At 44.2% G+C, this 18658-nt stretch carries 20 protein-coding genes; 10 read left to right on the forward strand and 10 right to left on the reverse strand.

Annotated features, from left to right (window positions below; translation table 11 throughout):
• Nucleotides 1-207 precede the first annotated feature (207 nt).
• Both KI742_RS08195 and KI742_RS08200 read right to left on the reverse strand, forming a co-directional pair.
• Nucleotides 208-1365, reverse strand: a complete 1158-nt coding sequence (locus tag KI742_RS08195) for an amino acid permease (RefSeq protein WP_053303777.1) — start codon at nt 1363-1365, stop codon at nt 208-210.
• Between the two features lie 723 nt (nt 1366-2088).
• Nucleotides 2089-2400, reverse strand: a complete 312-nt coding sequence (locus KI742_RS08200) for a hypothetical protein (RefSeq protein WP_005375472.1) — start codon at nt 2398-2400, stop codon at nt 2089-2091.
• Between the two features lie 141 nt (nt 2401-2541).
• On the opposite strand from KI742_RS08200, the gene KI742_RS08205 reads away from it, so the two are divergent.
• Nucleotides 2542-2874, forward strand: coding sequence for a helix-turn-helix transcriptional regulator (locus KI742_RS08205; RefSeq protein WP_031780945.1), 333 nt, complete (start codon nt 2542-2544; stop codon nt 2872-2874).
• A gap of 111 nt (nt 2875-2985) precedes the next feature.
• On the opposite strand, the gene KI742_RS08210 is transcribed toward KI742_RS08205, so the two are convergent.
• From KI742_RS08210 to KI742_RS08220, 3 genes are all read right to left on the reverse strand, one after another.
• The gene (locus tag KI742_RS08210; RefSeq protein ID WP_005375467.1) at nt 2986-3366 is read right to left on the reverse strand and encodes a hypothetical protein; all 381 of its coding nucleotides are present in this window, start codon (nt 3364-3366) and stop codon (nt 2986-2988) included.
• Between the two features lie 167 nt (nt 3367-3533).
• A complete protein-coding gene (locus KI742_RS08215) occupies nt 3534-3920 on the reverse strand; it encodes a heme-binding protein (RefSeq protein WP_017821615.1) in 387 nt (128 codons plus the stop codon).
• A gap of 9 nt (nt 3921-3929) precedes the next feature.
• The gene (locus tag KI742_RS08220) at nt 3930-4898 is read right to left on the reverse strand and encodes an aldo/keto reductase family oxidoreductase (protein ID WP_213876036.1); all 969 of its coding nucleotides are present in this window, start codon (nt 4896-4898) and stop codon (nt 3930-3932) included.
• 154 nt (nt 4899-5052) lie between these two features.
• Here KI742_RS08220 and KI742_RS08225 point away from each other — a divergent pair, with 154 nt between their 5' ends.
• A complete protein-coding gene (locus KI742_RS08225; RefSeq protein ID WP_213876034.1) occupies nt 5053-5928 on the forward strand; it encodes a LysR family transcriptional regulator in 876 nt (291 codons plus the stop codon).
• A gap of 9 nt (nt 5929-5937) precedes the next feature.
• Here KI742_RS08225 and KI742_RS08230 read toward each other — a convergent pair whose 3' ends face one another.
• Entirely contained in the window at nt 5938-7695 is a 1758-nt protein-coding gene (locus tag KI742_RS08230; RefSeq protein WP_053303779.1) for an SgrR family transcriptional regulator, read from the reverse strand.
• A 565-nt stretch (nt 7696-8260) separates the two neighbouring features.
• Here KI742_RS08230 and KI742_RS08235 point away from each other — a divergent pair.
• Both KI742_RS08235 and KI742_RS08240 read left to right on the forward strand, forming a co-directional pair.
• Complete coding sequence (locus KI742_RS08235) at nt 8261-8800, forward strand: redoxin domain-containing protein (RefSeq protein ID WP_005385152.1); 540 nt, start codon at nt 8261-8263, stop codon at nt 8798-8800.
• Nucleotides 8801-9312: 512 nt separating this feature from the next.
• Nucleotides 9313-9996, forward strand: a complete 684-nt coding sequence (locus KI742_RS08240) for a hypothetical protein (RefSeq protein ID WP_213876032.1) — start codon at nt 9313-9315, stop codon at nt 9994-9996.
• Between the two features lie 195 nt (nt 9997-10191).
• On the opposite strand, the gene KI742_RS08245 is transcribed toward KI742_RS08240, so the two are convergent.
• Both KI742_RS08245 and KI742_RS08250 read right to left on the reverse strand, forming a co-directional pair.
• A complete protein-coding gene (locus tag KI742_RS08245; RefSeq protein ID WP_005375456.1) occupies nt 10192-10557 on the reverse strand; it encodes a helix-turn-helix domain-containing protein in 366 nt (121 codons plus the stop codon).
• A gap of 167 nt (nt 10558-10724) precedes the next feature.
• The gene (locus KI742_RS08250; protein WP_017635228.1) at nt 10725-11309 is read right to left on the reverse strand and encodes an NAD(P)H-dependent oxidoreductase; all 585 of its coding nucleotides are present in this window, start codon (nt 11307-11309) and stop codon (nt 10725-10727) included.
• Between the two features lie 270 nt (nt 11310-11579).
• Here KI742_RS08250 and KI742_RS08255 point away from each other — a divergent pair, with 270 nt between their 5' ends.
• Complete coding sequence (locus tag KI742_RS08255) at nt 11580-11921, forward strand: helix-turn-helix transcriptional regulator (protein ID WP_005375451.1); 342 nt, start codon at nt 11580-11582, stop codon at nt 11919-11921.
• A gap of 85 nt (nt 11922-12006) precedes the next feature.
• A complete protein-coding gene (arsB, locus tag KI742_RS08260; protein ID WP_005385145.1) occupies nt 12007-13062 on the forward strand; it encodes an ACR3 family arsenite efflux transporter in 1056 nt (351 codons plus the stop codon).
• A gap of 36 nt (nt 13063-13098) precedes the next feature.
• Here arsB and KI742_RS08265 read toward each other — a convergent pair whose 3' ends face one another.
• Together KI742_RS08265 and KI742_RS08270 are read right to left on the reverse strand one after the other, a co-directional pair.
• Nucleotides 13099-13878 carry a helix-turn-helix domain-containing protein gene (locus KI742_RS08265; RefSeq protein ID WP_213876028.1) on the reverse strand — a complete coding sequence of 260 codons (780 nt, stop codon included), beginning with the start codon at nt 13876-13878 and terminating at the stop codon, nt 13099-13101.
• Between the two features lie 19 nt (nt 13879-13897).
• A complete protein-coding gene (locus tag KI742_RS08270) occupies nt 13898-14431 on the reverse strand; it encodes a YbhB/YbcL family Raf kinase inhibitor-like protein (protein WP_213876026.1) in 534 nt (177 codons plus the stop codon).
• Between the two features lie 187 nt (nt 14432-14618).
• Here KI742_RS08270 and KI742_RS08275 point away from each other — a divergent pair, with 187 nt between their 5' ends.
• From KI742_RS08275 to KI742_RS08290, 4 genes are all read left to right on the forward strand, one after another.
• Nucleotides 14619-15410, forward strand: a complete 792-nt coding sequence (locus KI742_RS08275) for a PhzF family phenazine biosynthesis protein (protein ID WP_285385731.1) — start codon at nt 14619-14621, stop codon at nt 15408-15410.
• A 207-nt stretch (nt 15411-15617) separates the two neighbouring features.
• A complete protein-coding gene (locus KI742_RS08280) occupies nt 15618-16568 on the forward strand; it encodes an HlyD family secretion protein (RefSeq protein WP_373417462.1) in 951 nt (316 codons plus the stop codon).
• A gap of 4 nt (nt 16569-16572) precedes the next feature.
• Nucleotides 16573-17499, forward strand: a complete 927-nt coding sequence (locus KI742_RS08285) for an ABC transporter ATP-binding protein (protein WP_213885946.1) — start codon at nt 16573-16575, stop codon at nt 17497-17499.
• Nucleotides 17499-18596 carry an ABC transporter permease gene (locus KI742_RS08290; protein WP_017635233.1) on the forward strand — a complete coding sequence of 366 codons (1098 nt, stop codon included), beginning with the start codon at nt 17499-17501 and terminating at the stop codon, nt 18594-18596. The genes KI742_RS08285 and KI742_RS08290 overlap by 1 nt, the downstream gene beginning before the upstream one ends.
• Nucleotides 18597-18658: the final 62 nt, after the last annotated feature.

Below are 18658 nucleotides of genomic sequence, written 5' to 3' on the forward strand. Positions count from 1 at the left end.
ATCGATATAATAGAAGGGTGAATCACTGTACATGTCAGCCTTTCGCTAAGGAGTTTTACTAAAAAGTCAGCGCTAACCGTGATTATCAGAGAAACGTCAAACATCACAAATGCTGATGACTTCGAGTGGCCTGGGTTCGGCTATGAATACAAAAAAGCCGCCCGTTTGACTACGAGCGGCTCAGTTTTTAAATAAGCTAGCGTGATTTTATACTGCTTGGGCAAACAGCAAGAAACAGCCGAATAGGAAGATCATGCTCATTCCCATTGCGCCGCCACCAGCTTCATAAATATTGTCATCTTCTACCGGCACTCGGCGCACTTTCATGGTCATTGATAACGGGACAAAGACCGCGAGAAACACAAGAATAATCCCCGCGTAGCTGAGAATAGCTAGGAAGTGTTCTGGCGCAAATACAGCACCTAATAGTGGTAGCACAAAAGTAGTAACAAAAATCACTGGCTTACTTGCTTTCAGTAGGTCTGCATTTTGATCATATAGCGCCATTGCAACACCTAAGAACGACGTTAGCAGTGCCAAACCAGTAAACATGGATAGGATGAACTCTAAGCCCTCGTATTGCTGACCTAGTACCGAGATCAACTCTGTTACGTTGGAGTATTGAACAAGCTCATGAGGTGGTAGATTGCCGACAACCGCTAACAACCATAATAGGTAACAAACAAGCGGAATAGTTGAGCCCACGATAATCATATTACGCAGCTGTGTTTTACTCGCTTCTTTGTTGTAAGTTACAAGCGATGGGATCACGACCATAAAACCGAAACTGGTGAAAAGCACCGAACTGGTTTTGATAAGTGCCATTTTATCGTCGCTCACAACCTCATCAAGTCCTTCAAACGAGACGCTTGGTGCAAGCGCAAAAAGTGTCAGGATCAGCGCTACGATCATGCCTAGGAACAAACCGCGATTCAGCTTATCTACTACCCCTGTACCTGCCGAAACAATGATACCAACTAAAAGAGTAAAACCGACTTGGCTTGAGATCGTAGATGTTGGAAGCCCAAATGAGGCTGTTACTTTTTGTACGAGATCACCCGCACCAATGATGTAAGCCATTAATAGACAAACTAACAGGGCGTAAAGCAAGCTGTTGGTTACCAACTGGCCTCCTTTACCAAGCGTTTCGCGAGCAATTGCATTCATGCTCACACCACCACCTACTTTACAACTGGCTTCAAGAAGGAGCAGCGCAGCATAAGTCGTTCCAGCCCAGATGAACAACATAAGAAGAGTGCCCCAAAGGAGGCCAAATTGAGCAAGCACCATTGGTATAGCAAGCATACCAGCGCCAAGAGCAGTACCTGCAACGATCAGGGAGCTACCGACAAGTTTTAGGTTCACGGTTAATACCTCTAAATTCAATCCGTTAATTTCTCACCAGTTGTGCTTTATCTAAAGCACACAACAAAACGCTCCGACTTAGTCAAAATTTAGTTACAAGAGCACTATGTTACAAGAGCCCTGTATGGCTAAGAAAACACGCAACAAAAGGTGGTTAATCATTTGCACATGAACACTTGAGAGTCGTTTTTGGCGATGTCATCGTTGATGAAATGTGCGCAACTTTGGGTTCGAAGCAAAATTGTTCATCTTAATTCATCAACCCCATTCGTTATGAATGGATTTGGTTCGAAAAGATTGTAAGGCATAAGCAGGACGATTGAAAAGCAAAAGGTCAATCTTATAGCGATATATTTTAACAACTCTTATCTTTTACCTAAGATGTGTTGTTTTTTTCGTCACTAATTAGTCTTTTATCGCTTAAAGAGAAGGAAGAACGTGCTCAATGGCTCAATTTGGCTGGGTGTACAGATTAATTTACAGTTTAAGTGAAGGTGTTAGATTCCAAGGACGTAGCCTAGATCGGACAATATCGCTATTATTCGCTGCGTACCGACACTGTTCGGTTCACATACCTCTAAACACTGATTTACGGTTCGAAAATATAGGTAAATGAGTGTCCGAATGCTGGGTGTGGTTCCCCAGCATTTGCATCCTTTCTTTTAGATGTCATCAATTGATCGAAATTGCATAAATCTTGTATCGCCCGACTTTACGACTGTGTTAATACGCTTTATCTAGCGCGCCAATGATATAAGTTAACACTGGAATACCCATATCGGCGACCTGCTTCTCAGTCTCACTCATATTTTCATGCGCCATCCGCAGCTCTACTTCACTTATCGATTCTTTGTGAAGGTAAAGCTCTTTGTAGTTCATCAATCGCTGTTGTGACTGTTGAATCAGTGTCACAACATTCTCTTTAGTCTCACGATGTTGCTGATCAATTTCACTAAATAAATGATCTAAAATGCGTTGCATTTTGCGAATAGAAGCTTTCGTTTCTATTGATTTGTATGATTGATACTTTTCCATTGAGTTAATAACTGACTAAAATATTTACGTTTTTATAAGACAGTTATTTTTATACTGATTGCAAAGCAGGTAAATATGTGGTGGTTAAACTGGTCCACTTCTTGCTCCGTTTAGGTCAAAACTGTCCTTTCAGGAGAGCACATGCAGGTAGACCCTATAATTCAAGCACTGATCGCAAGACGAAAATCGAATGGCCTCTCCCGTGAGCAAATGGCAAACATCGCTGGAATGAGCGTAAAAACATATCAAAGGATCGAGCGCGGAGAGTCCGATCTTAAACTCTCACAATATCGTGCCATATTGCGTTCGCTTCATTTGACTGACCTAGATATTGCTTTAGATGTACGTGATGTTCAGCATGTCACAGCAAATGACCTAACGGCCGTGGCGCGATTGCTCTCACCGGAAGCTCAGTCCCTGCTCGTTCGTCTATTATCGTTAGTCCTTGAACAAAAGAACAAGAAAGGTGATTAACGACATTGCTCATACCCAAACGATGAATGCCCTGTTGAGCGTTGAAACATGAATCGTTTAGACAAAAATAAAACTCGTCAAATGACGAGTTTTATTCTTTATATCAGTCCGTTACTCTAGGCTTTTCAGTTCCGATGTATCAACGCCTTTTATTGCATCTTTCGCCACTTTATCAGGATCAAAGACATCACGTTCTTCATATGAATTATCAATCATGCCTTGTCCTATCGCGGTCGCCTGCTTTTGTAACTTGTTACCCTCTACCTCACCAGCATCCCAGCCTTGTCGATAATCTGAGTCGGTTTGATACCTTGTTTCGTCCTTAATATAGTGTTCAAAATCATTCCCTGCCTCTTGCATACCACTATGCCGACCGTCATGAAAGCCTTGGATATAAGCTTCATCATAACCGCTCTCTTTTAACGCGCTGTCACTCGTACCACAGCCTGAGAGGAGAACAAAAAATAGCGAAACGAATACCTTATGAAACATATTTAGGCCTCAAAGCTTTCAAATAAATTAATCATAGTTCGCGATTTCAACTTCTGCTTACTTCAGGCTATTAGATAGCATTGTGACTCGACGAAGCCTGTGAACTTGAGTCCCTACAGTGAGTACAAAGCTGGACAAAGCATCACACCTACTGATAAACATTATACTCAACGCGCGTTTAATACTTCCATCGCAAGTGCTTCATCATCTTGCTCAGCCAAACCGCTAATGCCAATTGCACCGACGATTTTCCCCTCTTGTTCTATAGGCACACCACCCATAAAGCCTGTGATCTTCGGGTCAGTCCAATAACTCAACTGCTTACCCGTCTCACGAGCCCAAGCACCCAGATTGCCGCTAGGCTGACGGTCTCTAGCCGAGGTGTAAGCTTTGTTCTGTGCCAACAAACCTGCTTGCAGACTCACATCATCCATTCGGGCAAAACCGAGCAATTCTCCATGTGTATCAACCACGGCAACCGCAATGTTTTGCTTGCGAGCAGTCGCAATTTCCAATGCCGTTTGAATCAGAGTTTGAACTTGTACGTATTTCATTTTTCTCTCCTACGGGATCTCATGACCAAGGGTTTTCTCGAACAAGCCATACCAATGGCTACGTGATAGCGTGACGCTCTCTACTTGAGCACAAGCGCGAATACGTTGTGGGTTTGCAGTACCAATAACAGGTTGAATTTGGTTTGGGTGACGCGTTAGGAAGGCTAAAACAATCGCCTCTGACGGCACGCCATATTCAGCGGCTAGCGCCATCACCATCTCCGCCGTCTGCCTGGTGTTGTGATCATCAGAATGTAAGCCACGCTCTGAGAATCTTCCTTGCGCCATACTGCCCCACGCTTGCAGTTGGATATTATGCTTACGGGCATGTTCCAATGTTCCCGCAACGTAGTCAGATGCCGACGAAGGAAGCCCCATGCCTTGCTTGATGAAGTCAGACTTAGCCAGACTCATTTCCAACTGGTTCGCCACAACAATTTCGCCCGTTGCTTGTTGAAGAAGATCAATTTGAGCACTGTTCATGTTAGAAACACCGAAGTGGTTAACTTTGCCAGCTTGTTTCAGAGCTTTTAGCGCTGTGCCCAGTTCTTCAAATTCAACCAAAGGATCAGGACGATGCAGCATTAAAACATCAAGGTTTTCCACGCCAAGGCGCTCAAGAATGCCCTCAACAGAAGCCGTCACCCATTTAGCAGAGAAGTCATACTGCTTAACACCTTGCTCATCTCCTAGACGGATGCCGCACTTGGATTGCAGGTAAATTCGTTCTCGTAACGTTGAGTCATTGGCTGAGATGCGCCCAAATACTTCTTCTGCCTTACCGAATTTGTAGATATCCGCATGATCAAAGAGATTAATGCCTACCTCTAATGCTGCCTCGACAGCGGCATAAGCTTGGTTTTCATCTTGGGCGGTTAATGGGTTGCGATTCCACTCCCCTCCAAGTCCCATACAGCCGAAGACCAAGCGGCTAACGTTAGGTAAGGTTTTGGCGAGCGGTAGTGTTGGATTGTTCATCGTTATTCTCACTTTTCCGATTTCTGCGTTTTCAATTTCTTAAGTTAACTCGAACCATCTTACCGTTCGTAAAAATTAGTTTAATACCGTAAAATCGAATTCATTATCCTCGCTACCGAACAATTAAAGCGAACAATAAAGACGAGCAATCAAGATGGCAGATTATAAGAGAATCGAAAAACTGATGCTGTTTGCTGAAGTGGCTCAAACACTCAACTTTTCTAGAGCAGCAGAGCAACTTAGTATCTCTAAAAGTTACCTGTCGGAACAAATCAAACGATTGGAATCGGAACTCGCCACGCCTTTGATTGTTCGAACCACACGCAGCGTGAGATTGACGGCAGAAGGTGAATCGATCTTTGCACAAGCGGAAGATCTCAAACGCCGCGTAATGGAAATGGAAAAGAGTTTAAGTCAGCAATCTGAGCAAATAGACGGTCTGATTCGTCTTACCGCTCCCAAGATGTTTGCTGAAGCGGTGCTGCATGATTTGTGCGTAGCGTTTCGCGCTTTACATCCAAACGTAGAGTTCGAGATCCTTTCTAGCTATCAAGCGTTTAATCTGACAGAAACCAGCGTTGATTTTGCGTTTCGAGCGACAAGAACGCCGCCAGAGAATATGATTGCGCATCACCTTTTGGACTACCACCACTGGCTGGTTGCCTCTCCTCAGTATCTGCAAGAAGAAGGTACGCCGGAGACATTAGATGATTTACAAGAGCATCAATGCTTAACCACATTGCATCAAAAAGAGTGGCCGTTAAAAACGGGAACAGTTCAAACCCAAGGTTGGCTTTCAAGCAATGAAAACCGCTTACTCAAAGAATCAGCCCTGTCTGGCAATGGCATTGCTCGGTTAGCAAGTTACTTTGTCGAACAAGACGTTGAGCACGGCCGTCTAGTGCAGGTTTTATCGGAAGAAACCGACCACCAGCACAACGCGGTGTACTTGGTGTATCCGCAGCTCATCTATCAATCGGCGAAAACCAGAGCCTTCATTGAATTCGTGAAGCAGCACTTTGCTATATAACTAAGGCAGTTAATCCGCAGACCACACCGAGCGAATATCTGGCCAACCCCAGTTAGTAAGAGCGACGTCTTCTAAAACACCTTGGAAACGCAAAGTTTGTGTATGGTGGAACATGGGTGCAATCCAATACTCGCTGATCAACGTCGATGCAATTGGCTCCAATGCATTAAGGTAGTCCTCAAGTGGAACGAAAGATCTGACTCTCTGTAGTTGTTCATCCAACCATTGTGCGTTCTTCTCTCCCAAAGTGTGGAATAGCACAGCGTTGCTGAAGAAGTTCGTGAACGCTGAGGCATGACGATTATCATCTAGGTTTATGTTCGTCACGACCATCGTCTCATTTAGCTCACCATTCTTAGCTTTCTCGTTCAGCTCACGATAGGAATACATAACAATTTCTACTTTACTGCCAACACTCACCAAACGATTAGAAATAGCCCGCGCACAGCGACGCAACGCGGTATAGTTATATCCGGCTATCGTAATGTGTTTAGGTAACTTAAGCGGCTCACTGAACGGACGGAGCACTGGCTTCCAACCTGGTAGCAGGTTGTAAGCGGGTATACTCCCAAATACAATATTCTCGCGACGCATCACTTCGGCCAAGTGCTCAGGTTGAATTAGCTCACTAATATAACGGCGCTGCGCTAAAGAGAGTTTGTGCTTAGCGTGCTGATTAAATAAGGCGAATAAGCAACCATCTTCTATTCGGCTACGCTTGCTCGCCGATGAGTTTTCTCGGTTTTGCGTCGACATATAGTGTCCACACAAATCCTCCTCGGGCGAAGTATCCCTTTGCAACGTATTTGCTGCCAATGACGGGTTCTCCATCTGCTCGTCATTAACAATCCAGATAGTCACCAAATCCGTTAGAACTCTACATGCATAGTAACCATTAAATGCTTGCAGTTTTAAACGACTTTCATTGTGCTCGACAACAGAGAATGGGCCACTTCCGACCACCAGCTTGTTATTCGCTACGTTAACTTGGCTTACTGGTTGAATGCCGTATTTCACTCCAGAAATAAGTCCAGCAAAGCCCAAGTCAGCTCGATTAAGCTTAAAAACAACTTTCAATGGCGTTGGCGCAGTAATGTTAGCAACATGTGCCAACTCTTTTTCGTAGTACTGTAGTGAACTCAACTTTGCAAACAAGCTAACCACTGTTTCTGCATCAATGGAATTACCATTATGAAAAGTCAGACCTGGACGAAGGTAGAAAGTCCATTCGTAGGTGTCTTCGTCATAACGCCAGTGATGTGCGAGTTCTGGTTGCACTTTCCCATTGTTATCACTCGAAACTAAGCAACAATAGATTTGCCTTAATAAGAAACGTTCGCTGCTACGCTGAAGTTGATGTGGAACGACGCGCTCAAACATTCGCTTATAGGTTAATTGAATATTTAGCTGTCCTTCTTGAACAGAAGCACCAGACGTTGTTTTTAACAAACGGCCAAATGCCATTTCGTCTTCATCTAATATCGCCAGTGCTTTTTCATACTTGCCTAACTTGATACGTTCAAGAGCCAAGCTCTCTTTTAAAACGTCTAACTCCATATTCAGAATAAGAGTCGATCGTTGGTTCCGCCCAGCTTTCGGGTGCCAGCTCAACCACGCCTTCTGCTGCATCTGCGCTAGCAGGCTACGAGCATGCCGAGAAGAAGTGAACATGATGTCGGCAATGTCCTGTAACGTGGTTTTTGTTTCATCACCAACGCTAAACGAGAGTAATCGTTGGTAATAGCGAAACAAATTGAGATCAGACACTGAATCAACCTTAGAGCTGTGAAGTTTGTGGATAGGAATAGTTTACTTAAGTTGGCGGCAATAAAATAAGAAAACTTCCTAATTATCTGTTCCCCTTTTCCACAATCAACCTCCAAATTCGGCTTTAAAGCCCCAGATATTTACGTTATTAGGAACAAAGTCAACAAAATCACTCTCTTTTTTATCTCCCCTTTTATACGCATAATTTACTCGTCAGCGTAAAGGAGGAAGAAATGAAGAAGCCAATGATGGCGTACTTTTTTCAGCAACGCCTAGCTCAATCGAGTAATAAAATAGAAGTGATGACTCTGGTCTATCTTAACGATATGTTCCAGTGGTCATAGCCTAACCTCAAGCAGAACTTAGCTCCTGATACTACACCCCCACTTCGTTGTATCTTAAGTTCTGCTTTTTCATCTTTTGCACTCTAATACCTTATTGCAGGTTACTAAAAGTTAACTAGTTGAAACACCGCAAAACAGAGTCTACATTGAAGTCTCATCCCCCAATCGCTTTGTTGAGAAAGGGGCATTCATGGATATACACCACCAATTCGGGAGTCAATATGGCAACTTCAGTGAAACTTAAAGCGGGCGACAGCTTCCCTCATCTTCAAGCCACTTTGCTAGATGGTTCAAGCGTAACGTTGGGTCAGCCGCAAGGTGATGCGACTTGGCAAGCAGTATTCGTTTATCGTGGTAAACACTGCCCTCTTTGTACTAAGTACCTCAACGAGCTTGAGAGTTACAAACAGGCTTTCGCTGATGCTGGCGTCGATATTCTTGCCGTTTCTGGCGATTCAAAAGCACAGCTAGAGGGGCATCTAGAGAAACTCGAAATCAGCTTCCCTATCGCTTACGGCCTGACCGAAGAACAAATGAAAACGCTAGGCTTGTATGTATCTATTCCTCGATCTGAACAGGAAACCGATCATAATTTCGCAGAACCAGGTCTGTTTGTGGTGAATGAACACGGCGACTTACACGTGGTGGATATTTCAAACAACCCGTTTGTTCGCCCTGAGCTTGGCGCACTATCACGCGGATTGGCATGGATTCGCGATCCAAACAATAACTACCCTATCCGTGGCACATTGGATTACTAATATCTTCTACACCCAAGTAAACTTTCTATCCTTAAATAAGCTAGGATTCTTGCCTTAGTGAGAATAACTTGGAATACATATCAGATCCGTGAGATCTGATATGTATCAACAAGTTGGAAATAGAGTCCTTGTTCATTATACAACGCCTTGATGAAAAACAAGATCAGTGAAGCCCAGGCTCCCCTCAAACAACGTTAGTTATTTACTTCTAAGTCACTTTCACGATAAATACATGAAATTAAGACTAAAAACTTAGACTTAACGGATATATAAATCATAACGGTACCTACACAAGTAGTTGGCTAGCGATTATTATCCTATTGCAACTCACAATTGTGCAAATCTAATAATTCATACCATAAATGAAAACATAGATACCGTAAGAGACAAAATAAAAGCAAACGATTAAATTATCAATAAAACACCGTTCAATTAAAATAAAAAACACTTCACTTTATAAAAGTGTAATTAATCGTTATTTGCAATCACACATCTTAATTGAGAAATACAGTATGAATAAAATCTCTTTGCTTTATATGGCCGTTTGTATCGGATTAGTTGGATGCGGTTCAGGAGGAAGCGACAACGATCCAGCAAAAGATATACATCCCACCATTTCAAATCCGGAACAAGTCAACGCAATGACGGTGGACAAAGGTCATTTCTATTGTTCTGTAAACCAACAAAAACTGGAACACGGAGGGACATCTGCAACCATGTCCTACCTGATTGAAAAGACAAGAAATTCTACGGTTGTCGACGATTATGAATGTACCGAATACGGTTTAAAGAAAGGTGAATCAATTATCGTCACTAAAAGTGCAATTGAAAACTTTTCATACTCAAAACATTATAAAAGCACGAAGAAGAATGACATTAATGGGTTTAAAATCATCTACCCTACAGGGCTTACGACTCCGATTAATAAAGATTATGAAAAAATTACGATCACGTATAATACGGAGAGACCTGACGTTAACATTAAGATAATTCAATATTTTGACGAAAAGTCTAAATTATATACCATCAAAAAATATGAAAGCCACGTTAACGACAACTCACCAATAGGTTTAGTTGAGAAAGAGGAATTCGATAAATATTCCGATTTTGAAAAGAAACTGGAATTAAATAGTGCTTTTTTAAATTCAACTGAAGTGAGTGATTTATTCTACAACTTACTAAGTATGATAAAATAATAACTAAAAATCAAAAACTTAAAAAGTACGATTATGCTCAAGTAGCTTCGATATGCCTGACTCGAAAGAGTACGTTGTTTTACGAAACAAATTACGATTTGAATGAAGTACATCTAAGTTACTTGGGTATAAACGGCGATGTATTGTTAATCAGCTTTCAAAAGAGAGTGACGTTTGCGATTAACTACTTTGGTCTTAACGAAGCTCAATTTGATGCTTTTCAGACCAAATTCGCAAATCATCAAGAATCTTAAGTGCGGTACGGCCGAACTCTGTTAGTTCATAGCTGACTGCAATTGGGCGGTCGCTGATCACTTTGCGCACCACCATACCTTCCGCTTCTAACTCTTTCAGGCGTTGGTCGATCATCTTTTTACTTGCACCGCCTAGCATGCGTGCTAAGTCATTGAAACGAACTGGGCCGTCTTTCAAATGATAAATCAGAGAACCTTTCCATTTACCACCAATTAGACGCATCCCTTTCTCGATAGCACATGGCTCCGCACATACGTTCGCCACTGACTTACGACCTTTGCTATCTACACTGATTCTGCTTTCCACAATACACCTCAAGATACGCACCTAATCTAGGTAACGAAAAGTAAGCTAGATACATTTAGTGCTTTAGAGTAATAAAAACGTCACCTCGCCGCAAACAAATAAAAATGGACCGCATGTAGCAGTCCATCTCAATTCATCATTCAGTTCGCACTATCTTTCTAAAAGGATTAGAAGTTTTCGTTAATGTGAGCTTCGAAACGAACAAAATCGTTTTCGATATCTGCGTTCTTCATCACGTCGTAACAAGCGAATGTAGGCAGTGCTGACATACCAAAGAAGCGGAAGTTAGCGTGCATGTGGAACATCAAATCGTCCACGCCTTTACCTTGGAATAGGTATTCGCTCTCATCATCAAACGATTCTTCTGGCGCGTTGAATGTCAGTGACAGCATGTATTTGCTGTTGGTTTGAGTGCCGCCTGTACCATAGTTTTTCTTTGGTTCTTCTGCGCTACGGCCATCGAATGCACATAGTGCGCCGCCCATACCCGCAGTAAACACGTCGTCCATGTATTTTTTGAATGACCAAGGCACAGACATCCAGTTGATTGGGCTTTGGATGATCACGCGATCAGCCCACTCAAAGTGTGCGAGTTGCTCATCTACGTTGATCTCATCTTGCATTGTCACAACGCGAACCTCATGGCCTTTTGCTTGCAGAAGCGTCTGTGCTTTGTCGACAAGAGAAGCATTTAGACGACCTTCTGAATATGGTGATGGTTCGTGTGCATTGATGATCAGTACGTTGCTCATGGGATTACCTTTAAATAAGTTCACAAGATGACGCAGTAACCATTGTGCGTCGGATGTGGTTTATTATGGTAACCTAGAAATATAGTGCAATTAGTTAACTTTTAGTAACCTACTTAATTTTTTATTATATCACTGTTTTTAAAACATATATTTTTTCAATTTTTTATTCATCGTTATTTTACGATTAATTTTTTCATCGAGTTGTTGCATCTTCCACAGAGCAGGCGTACACTTTATCGCAATTCGACGATTAACTATTAAGGCCAGCGAATGAGTGATAAGTGCAAGGACACGTGCGAAGTTGTTTTTCAGACAACGCAACAACAGCTCGAGAAAGAACAAACTCTCGCAGCGCAAGCAAAAGCTTTGTCGCATCCAGCACGTTTGCGCATTCTGCATATCCTGCACACGCTCGATACCATGGGCGGTTGTTTGAACAGTGATTTGGTTTCTGAACTGGGTCTTGCGCAATCTACTGTTTCCGAGCACTTGCGTATTCTCAAGCAAGCAGGCTTTATCAGCGCCGAGCCAAACCCACCTAAGGTGTGTTACCGCATTCAACGCGACGCGTTTGATCAGTTCAATCTAGGATTTTCCAAGTTATTTGATTAATTCCCTTTGCACGCTGGTCAGGCGTGCAGAGATAAACTATACCTTTAACTATCGCCTTTCGACGATAAACGAATAAGAGAACACTATGACTACTCAAGTTTTAAATAGTGCCAGCGACAAAATGAGCTTCTTGGACCGTTACTTAACGGTGTGGATTTTTGTTGCAATGGCAATCGGTGTAGGTATTGGCGCAGCATTCCCTCAAGTTGCTGAGTGGAACGAGTCAATGTCAGTTGGTAGCACAAACGTACCGCTAGCGATTGGTTTGATTTTGATGATGTACCCGCCACTCGCAAAGGTGAACTACAACCTGCTAGGCACAGTGACGAAAGATAAAAAAGCAATCACGCTGTCTTTGGTCATGAACTGGATTGTCGGCCCTATTTTGATGTTCATCCTTGCATTGACTTTCCTAGGTGATCATCCGGGTTACATGGTTGGTATCATTCTGATCGGTCTTGCTCGTTGTATTGCGATGGTATTGGTATGGAACGATATCGGTGGTGGTAACAAAGAATACGGCGCAGCCCTAGTTGCATTAAACAGCGCTTTCCAAATCGTGACTTACAGTGTGATGGCATGGTTGTTTATCACTGTGTTGCCACCAGTCTTTGGTTACGAAGGTTTCGTAGTTGATATCTCGATGATGGACATCGCGGAAAGCGTTCTTATTTACCTTGGTATCCCATTCCTAGCGGGCTTCCTAAGCCGCAAATGGCTGGTCGCTGCGAAAGGTGAACAATGGTACAACGACGTATTCATCCCACGCATTTCACCAATTACGCTTATCGCCCTGCTTGCGACCATCGTACTGATGTTCAGCTTGAAAGGTGAAATGATTCTTGAACTGCCAATGGATGTATTCCGTGTAGCAATTCCACTGGCTATCTACTTTGTGTTGATGTTCTTTGTCAGCTTCTTCGTTGGTAAGAAAATGGGCATCGACTACGACAAAAACGCGTCAATTGCTTTCACGGCAACAGGCAACAACTTTGAATTGGCTATTGCGGTTTCTATCGCGGTGTTTGGCCTAAACTCAGACCAAGCTTTTGCTGGTGTCATTGGTCCGCTGATCGAAGTGCCTGTGTTGATTGCTTTGGTGAATGTAGCATTGCGAATGAAAGCCAAATATTATGGCTAACTTAAAAAGCACAAAAAATACAAAAGCGGTAAAACATTAACTCACTACCGTTTTAATATACTCGCTGGGCGTTAGGCCGAACTTACTTTTAAAGCGTTGGCTAAAACGCCCCTCTGACTGATAACCACACAACTGTGCGAGCATAGCAACGTTATACGAGCCATTTTGCATCAAGTAAAGTGCGTGATTTAAGCGCACTTCTGCCAATACTTCACGATACTGGGTACCTTCTTGTTTCAGTTTTCGTATCAATGTTGCTCGGCTCATAGCAAAGTGCCCCGCGACCATATCTAATGGATGCTCCTCCCCTGGAGAGCGCGATAAGTAACGACTAAGTTTCTGACTAAAAGAGATATGTGAACTCGAGAACAACCGATGCAATAACCCTCTCTCAGCTAGCTGCTGATATAGGCCCATAATCCAATAGCGTTGTGTCGCTTCACTTAAGCTTTCCCGCTCAAACGAAAACAAAGCATTTAACGTCGCTTGCAATGCTTTATCTGTCGCAACAACGGGTACATAGTTTCCTAATGCGTTGCTCATGCTTAGCTCCAACATTTCATCGCTAGGCACACAGTGAAAACTGAACATTCGAGAAAGAAATCGCCCTTGTAGAGGAAGGTTTTCAAAATTTAGGGATGCATTTGCTTCACAAAGCATGATATTTGGATGATGGATGTCGAGTACTTCATCTTTCCAGAAAAGATGTTTACTCCCCTTAACAATCTGAATAAGGCTTGGGGAGTGAATCCTGACATTACGAAGCTTCTGCTGCTGCTCCGCACGAAACAGCGTAACCTGATATTGGTGACCCATTCTCTCCCCTTATATTCAATTATCGCGTGTAAGTCGTGGTTAATGTCGCTTTACCCAAAGCAACACTATTCAAAGTAAACCCTACAATGGCTGGTGGCGTGTTTTCATCCAAATTCAGTTCGTCAGTTGGCAATGCCCACACCGTAAACTGGTAACGATGCATCCCATCATTCTTTGGAGGACACGCGCCGCCGAACCCCGTTGTGCCGTAGTCAATACGAGATTCTTTGCCGCCTAACTTGTTCATATCAATGCCTCGAGGCAGCTCGCTAACGGTGGATGGAATATTAAACGCTATCCAATGCCAAAAACCACTGCCTGTTGGCGCATCGGGGTCATACACGGTGATCGCAAAACTTTTTGTGCCCTTTGGAGCTTCTTTCCACATCAATTGTGGTGATTGATTCCCGCCATCACATCCCCAACCAGAGTATTCAAATGTCTTCGCCATCGGGTGGCCTTCTTGAATATCTCTACTCACGAGTTCAAATGCATGGGCAGAACCGACCGCAAAAACACTCAATGCCAAAACTGATTTGTAGATCGCTTTCATGTTTTTCTTCCTTTCAATGAATTCAACACTAGTGTAAGTACCCAGCAGTCCGAATCCTTGTCAGTAAGTATCAAAAAACACAAAATAATCTATAATTTTGACACTTTAAGATTCTAACACAAATTTCTCACTCTCTTAATTGCACTTGGTTTATGCTAATTAATCGCTCACGGAACAAGGAAGGAAAATGGAATTGGATATCTACGTGGTGGACGCCTTCACCGATACGCAATTCAAAGGCAACTCAGCAGCGGTGATACCGTTAGAGGAATGGCTAGCCCCAGAATTGATGCAAAATATCGCGACAGAAAACAACTTGTCGGAAACGGCTTTTCTAAAATCCATTGGCGCAAACCGATATGAGATTCGTTGGTTCTCTCCGATTACTGAAATCGATTTCTGTGGACACGCGACACTGGCCTCGTCGTTAGTTCTGTTTGATGAGTTTGGCATTAATGGCACGATTGAATTTCATACTCTGGAAGTAGGAACCCTCACCGTAGAGAAGAATGCGCAAGGTAAGATCGAGATGACGTTCCCTGCTCGTCCTCCAAAAGCCGTTTCTGATATTCCCTCGGCATTGATTGAAGGCCTAAGTTGCGATGTGGAACGCGTACTGCTTAGCCCTCAAGCGTATTTCGTGGTGGTCGGCAACCAGCAGGAGGTACTTGAGGTTCAATACCGTTCAGAGCACCTCAAGACACTCGCTCCTTACGATGTGGTCGTTACCGCAAAAGGCGATCAACAAGACTTTGTATCTCGTTACTTTTGGCCTGCAAATGGTGGTGACGAAGACCCCGTAACTGGCTCGATTCACGCTGGATTAGCACCGTTCTGGACAGAAGAATTAGGCAAGACGTCACTGGTCGCTTACCAAGCTTCTCAGCGCGGAGGTATTTTGCACTGTGAAGTTGCTGGCGAACAAGTAAGAGTATCTGGCGACGGCGTGCTCTACATGAAAGGCAAGATTTTTGTTTAAATGATATTCATGTAATCAACTTAAAAGAGCCAAGTAAAGCACGGCTTCCGCAGGATCAAGCCAGCTTCAATAATTAATCAATTGATGAATATTGAAGGAATTAACTTCCTAGCCGGACAAAACTGACTCACGTTACACTGAATGCAGTCCCACACTCTTCTATAGCTTGATACGATTTCGAACTCACCTTCTTAGAGGAAGCGTCGCATGATGAAGCGAATCATTCTTTGCACCCTAGCCCTGACTCTTTTAACTGCCTGTTCCAAAGATGACGGACAGCAAGCCCTTGGTACGCTTGAGCGTGACCGCGTAACTTTTACTGCAACCTCTAGCGAGATAATTCGTGCCCTACCCATTAAGGAAGGCAGCCAAGTCACCGAAGGAGAAGTGCTGGTTCAGCTCGATACAAAGAACCAAGAAGCCGTTTTAGCTCACGCCGTTGCCGAACAAGCCAAGGCTGACGCCTATCTTTTGAAATTGACCAATGGTGAGCGACCAGAAGACATTGCCGCAGCGCAAGCTCGCGTTGCCAGAGCGGAAGCTCAATTGATTGAAGCGCAAAAGAACTACCAACGTAAAGCGGAATTAGTTCGTAAAAAGCTCATCAGCCAATCAGAAAAAGACACCGCTTTAGCAGCCAGAGATTCTGCCCGTGCAGAGCTAGACTCCTCACAAGAAGAGTTCAGCAAACTGACCGCTGGCTCTCGTCCTGAAGATATTGAACAAGCGAAAGCCGCACTCATGGCAGCAAAAGCCGATGTGGCACTGCAAGAACAGAAACTGGCAGAACTCACCATCACGGCCACGCGAGATGGCTTGTTAGATAACCTACCGTTTAACCTTGGCGAACGCGTTCCTGTGAATGGTGTGGTTGCTGTAATACAAGCCAGCCGCGTCCCATACGCTCGCGTTTATGTTCCTGCTAACTATCGAGTCGACTTTGTGCCTGGTAAAACGGTTAACGTGCATGTAGATGGCGTTGAGCAACCATATAGCGGCACCGTTCGTTGGGTAGCGACTGAGCCTTCATTTACGCCTTATTTCGCGCTTACCGAGGAAGAACGCTCGCGTTTGATGTACTTAGCAGAAGTCGACCTTCAAGACTCAGCACAACCCTTGCCTTCGGGCATTCCAGCGCAAGTGGATTTGGTGGAGTAAGCCAATGACCGAATACGCGATTCAAGCTGAAAATGTAGTGAAGAAGTTTGGTGACTTCACCGCCATCAACAACATCACGCTTAATGTGCCCAAAGGCAGTATTTATGGTTTTCTTGGCCCTAACGGTTGCGGTAAATCGACAACCATTCGTGTGTTGACTGGCTTGCTTAGCCCAAGTGAGGGCAATGTCGATGTACTCGGGCTAGAGATCCCAAAACAATCTGAGCTTCTGCGCCTCAAGATTGGCTACATGACACAAAAGTTCTCGCTTTATGATGACCTGACGGTTCAAGAGAATCTTGAGTTTATTGGACAAATCTTTGGTATGGAAACCAAGGCCCTGAAAGCTCGCATCGAAGAACAACTAGCCACCTACGGTCTCGACCAGTTGCGTAAACAGCGCGTCGGCGGAATGAGTGGCGGCCAGAAACAACGCTTGTCTCTCGCCGCAGCCACTATGCACAAGCCAGAACTGTTGTTTCTCGATGAGCCCACATCTGCGGTTGACCCAGAGAACCGACGCGATTTCTGGGAGCAGTTGTTTGATCTCTCTGACCAAGGCACGACGATTTTAGTCACAACGCACTACATGGATGAAGCAGAGCGCTGTCATCGTCTGGCTATTATGGAAGCGGGGGAAATCCGCGCCGATGGTGAGCCAGAAGAACTCATGGCCCAAATGGGCGTTAACATCGTTGAAGTCAAAGCGGATAACTTACGCGAGCTAAAAGAGAAAGTCATTCGACGCGAAGAAGTCCGTTCTGCCGCACAGCTCGGCATTCGCTTACGCATTTTGATCCACCAGCACATCGAACAACCGATCGAATGGTTAACCCAAACCTTTCCTGAGCTTGATGGCTGCGAGATGAACATTGCTCGTCCTAGCTTGGAAGATGTGTTTGTCAGCGTGACGGGAGAAGGTCGCCAATGATGAAATCTATTGCCCGCATGAAAGCGGTGATGATCAAAGAGATCCGTCAGCTTTCACGTGACCGCATTACCTTTGGCATGGTCGTAATGATCCCCCTGATTCAACTTCTGCTATTTGGCTTTGCCATTAATACGGATATTCGCAACATTCCCGTTGGCGTCGTCGATCAAAGTGGCAGCACTGCCGGGCGCGTGATCACTGAGTCCGTCAAAGTCACACAAGTGGTCGATGTGGTCGAAACCTTCGCTACCGCTTCTGAAGCCGAGCAAGCCATTCAAGACGGTTTGGTGCGAGCGGCTTTAATTCTACCTAGCGACCTAACCCAACGCATGGTGCAAGGTAGAGAGCTTGGCCAGTGGATTGTGGATGGTTCAGACACCATGATCAGCTCAGCGATTCTCTCACTACAAACCATGCCGTTAACGGATTTTGATTTTGAGATACGCCCAGCCCCAACCAAAACCTTTGAAGTTGCGCTGTATTACAACCCGAGTCGGCGCTCGGCGGTGAACATTGTCCCCGGTTTATTGGGCGTGATTCTGACTATGACGATGATCTTGTTCACCAGTGCAGCCATTGTTCGAGAACGAGAACGCGGCAATTTAGAGTTACTGATTACTACGCCAATCCACTCCATCGAGCTCATGGTGGCGAAGATCATTCCCTACATCTTTGTTGGTCTGATTCAGGTGTTTATCATTTTAGGCTTGGGGCACTGGATATTTGGTGTGCCGATAAACGGCGCCATTAGTCAGATATTGTTTGGCACGCTGTTGTTTATCGCCGCGAGTTTAACCTTAGGTCTGGTGATATCCACCATTGCGACGACACAACTTCAGGCCATGCAGATGACGGTGTTTATTCTTTTGCCGTCGATTCTTCTGTCCGGATTTATGTTCCCTTATGAAGGAATGCCCGTCGCGGCACAATGGATATCAGAAGCGCTGCCTGCTACCCACTTTATGCGAATTATTCGTGGCGTGGTGCTGCGTGGTGCAGACCTAATGGAGCTATGGCGAGATACAGTTTGGTTACTTGGATTCACCGTTATCGGCCTTATTGTCGCTTCATTTCGCTTCAAAAAATCACTCGACTAATCCCACGATATTGCGTTCATTCCTTAAAAACAAAAATAGCCCCAACGAAGGGCTATTTTTTG

The organism is Vibrio sp. D417a (assembly GCF_030248595.1).
In the GTDB taxonomy this organism is placed as follows: Bacteria; Pseudomonadota; Gammaproteobacteria; order Enterobacterales; family Vibrionaceae; genus Vibrio; species Vibrio alginolyticus.

Bases quoted from the DNA above. Each gene is read 5' to 3' on its own strand.
- KI742_RS08240 (WP_213876032.1), top strand. From the start codon at position 9,313: ATGAATAAAATCTCTTTGCTTTATATGGCCGTTTGTATCGGATTAGTT.
- KI742_RS08270 (WP_213876026.1), bottom strand. From the start codon at position 14,431: ATGAAAGCGATCTACAAATCAGTTTTGGCATTGAGTGTTTTTGCGGTC.
- KI742_RS08210 (WP_005375467.1), bottom strand. From the start codon at position 3,366: ATGTTTCATAAGGTATTCGTTTCGCTATTTTTTGTTCTCCTCTCAGGC.
- KI742_RS08275 (WP_285385731.1), top strand. From the start codon at position 14,619: ATGGAATTGGATATCTACGTGGTGGACGCCTTCACCGATACGCAATTC.
- KI742_RS08255 (WP_005375451.1), top strand. From the start codon at position 11,580: ATGAGTGATAAGTGCAAGGACACGTGCGAAGTTGTTTTTCAGACAACG.
- KI742_RS08250 (WP_017635228.1), bottom strand. From the start codon at position 11,309: ATGAGCAACGTACTGATCATCAATGCACACGAACCATCACCATATTCA.
- KI742_RS08215 (WP_017821615.1), bottom strand. From the start codon at position 3,920: ATGAAATACGTACAAGTTCAAACTCTGATTCAAACGGCATTGGAAATT.
- arsB (WP_005385145.1), top strand. From the start codon at position 12,007: ATGACTACTCAAGTTTTAAATAGTGCCAGCGACAAAATGAGCTTCTTG.
- KI742_RS08285 (WP_213885946.1), top strand. From the start codon at position 16,573: ATGACCGAATACGCGATTCAAGCTGAAAATGTAGTGAAGAAGTTTGGT.
- KI742_RS08280 (WP_373417462.1), top strand. From the start codon at position 15,618: ATGATGAAGCGAATCATTCTTTGCACCCTAGCCCTGACTCTTTTAACT.
- KI742_RS08290 (WP_017635233.1), top strand. From the start codon at position 17,499: ATGAAATCTATTGCCCGCATGAAAGCGGTGATGATCAAAGAGATCCGT.
- KI742_RS08235 (WP_005385152.1), top strand. From the start codon at position 8,261: ATGGCAACTTCAGTGAAACTTAAAGCGGGCGACAGCTTCCCTCATCTT.
- KI742_RS08220 (WP_213876036.1), bottom strand. From the start codon at position 4,898: ATGAACAATCCAACACTACCGCTCGCCAAAACCTTACCTAACGTTAGC.
- KI742_RS08205 (WP_031780945.1), top strand. From the start codon at position 2,542: ATGCAGGTAGACCCTATAATTCAAGCACTGATCGCAAGACGAAAATCG.
- KI742_RS08200 (WP_005375472.1), bottom strand. From the start codon at position 2,400: ATGGAAAAGTATCAATCATACAAATCAATAGAAACGAAAGCTTCTATT.
- KI742_RS08265 (WP_213876028.1), bottom strand. From the start codon at position 13,878: ATGGGTCACCAATATCAGGTTACGCTGTTTCGTGCGGAGCAGCAGCAG.
- KI742_RS08225 (WP_213876034.1), top strand. From the start codon at position 5,053: ATGGCAGATTATAAGAGAATCGAAAAACTGATGCTGTTTGCTGAAGTG.